At 69.4% G+C, this 2,244-nt stretch carries 2 protein-coding genes; one reads left to right on the forward strand and one right to left on the reverse strand.

The genetic code is table 11. The features are described 5' to 3' along the window. Positions 1–644 (reverse strand): type 1 glutamine amidotransferase domain-containing protein (locus tag ND748_RS30395; protein WP_251749698.1); only part of this gene is annotated, 644 nt, incomplete at its 3' end. Between the two features lie 403 nt (positions 645–1,047). Between ND748_RS30395 and ND748_RS30400 the strand changes: the two genes are divergently transcribed. Next, the gene (locus ND748_RS30400) at positions 1,048–2,235 is read left to right on the forward strand and encodes an SRPBCC family protein (RefSeq protein WP_374216077.1); all 1,188 of its coding nucleotides are present in this window, start codon (positions 1,048–1,050) and stop codon (positions 2,233–2,235) included. The last annotated feature ends 9 nt before the right edge of the window (positions 2,236–2,244 follow it).

The raw sequence follows: 2,244 nt of genomic DNA on the forward strand, positions 1-2,244 counted from the left end.
GCGACCTGGCGCGCGGCCTCGGCGTCGGACAGTTCGGCCCCGGCCGGGCGGGTGTGCTGGTGGCCGGCCGGGCGGGTGTCCTGCCGGTCGGCGGGGCGGACGTGGTCCACGATCGCCGCGCAGAACGCCTTCAGGTCATCCGGACGCCGGCTGCTGATCAGCGTGTTCGCGTCGGTGGTGTCGACGACGACCTCCTCGTCGACCCAGTGGGCGCCGGCGTTGACGAGGTCGGTGCGCACGCTCGGCCAGCTCGTGATCCGCCGGCCGCGCACGACCTCGGCGTCGACGAGCGTCCACGGCCCGTGGCAGATCACCGCGACCGGCCGGCCGGCGTCGAAGAAGGCCCGGGTGAACCGGACGGCGTCGCGATGCGTGCGCAGGAAGTCCGGGTTCGCGACGCCGCCGGGCAGGACCAGCGCGTCGAAGGCGGCGGGGTCGGCCCGGTCGACCGTCTCGTCGACGTCGAAGCGGTCGCCCCGGTCGAGGTGGTGGAACGCCTGGATCTTCCCGGGCGCGGTCGACACGAGGACCGGCTCGCCGCCGGCCCCTCGCACGGCCTCCCAGGGCTCCGTCAGCTCCACCTGCTCGACGCCCTCGGGCGCCGACAGGAACGCGATGCGGGTGCCAGCGAGATCCTTCGTCATCAGCGTGTTCCTCTCTCAGCCGTTCTCGTGTGTTCTCCGTCTGCTCCTCGTCCGGGGTCTGCACCTCGTCCACGGGTGCTCCGGTCCGCGGTCTGCTCCCGGTCCGCGGCCTGCTCCCGGCAGCCCTGCCCGACCTCGGCCCGATTACGCAGGTCCGCCACACACAGATCCGATGGCGACTCTCTGCAACATCTCGACGACAAAAAACGGCGTTGAATCCGGCTGCCGTCCCTACCTCATCACGGCCTGCGACACATCCACTGCTGTCGGAATGATGACTCATCCCGGAGCATCGGCCATTGAAGACGGCCACATACGATTTCCTCCGACCGGGACCTATGATCTTGGGCCGCCGGTACGGCGGGTTCTCCAAGACATGTCCGCCGCATCAGGGAGGCATCCGATAGACCGCAACGAGCTCATCGACCTGACTCGACGGGCGCTCAAAATCGTCAGCGACAAGACAACGGACATGACGCCCGAGGAGCGGCGTCAACCGGCGGCCGTGTACACGGAACGGGAACGCTTCGAGCAGGAGCGGGAACTCGTCCTGAACTCGCCGCAGCTTGTCGGCTACCGGTCCGAGCTGCCGAACCCGGGCAGCTTCTGCACGAAGACCGTGATGGGCGTTCCCGTACTGTTGACCCGCGGGTCGGACGGCATTGTCCGGGCCTTTCAGAATGTGTGCGCCCATCGTCAGGCGACGGTCGCGCAGGGCTGCGGCGAGGCCGAGCGGTTCGTCTGCCCGTATCACGCGTGGACGTACGACAACCGCGGCTGCTTCGTCGGCGGCCCCGGCCGGGAGGGCTTCCCGACCACGATGGCGGGCGGCGTCCGCCTCACCGAGCTGCCCGCCGCCGAGAGTGCCGGCTTCCTCTGGGTGGGCCTGCAGCCGGACGCCGGGCCGCTCGACATCGACGCCCACCTCGGTGATCTCGGCCCGGAGCTCGCCTCCTGGGACATCGGCAACTGGGCACCGATCGGCGAGAAGACCCTCGACTTCCCGATCAACTGGAAGCTCGCGTTGGACACGTTCGCGGAGAACTACCATTTCGCGACCGTGCACAAGGACACGTTCGCCCTGTTCACCCGGAGCAACTGCGCGCTGTTCGATTCCTATGGCCCGCACCACCGGCTGGTGTTCCCGATGCGCCACATCGGGGATCTCGCGGACCAGCCGGAGGAGAGCTGGGAGCCACTGCACAATTTCGTGGTGATCTACGCGCTGTTCCCGAACATCGTCCTGTCGTGCACCGTGGCCAACGGCGAGGTGTTCCGGGTCTACCCCGGCAGCGCGCCGGGCCACTCGGTGACCTATCACCAGAACGCCACCCCGATGGATCTCACCGACGAGGCGAACCGTAAGGCGGCGGACGAGATCTTCGAGTACGCCCACGGCACCGTCCGCGACGAGGACTACGTCCTGGCCAGCGACATCCAGCGGACCATGGCGACCGGCGTGCGCCCCGAGCTGGTGTTCGGCCGCAACGAGCCCGGCCTGCACCACCGGCACGCCGCCCTCGACGCCGCCCTCGGTGCCGCCGGAGGTACCGCCGTGGGCCAGCCGATCGCCGAGCCGCTCGGCCGCTGACCCCCACGC

This window comes from Frankia sp. AiPs1, from assembly GCF_023716945.1.
Lineage (GTDB): Bacteria > Actinomycetota > Actinomycetes > Frankiales > Frankiaceae > Frankia.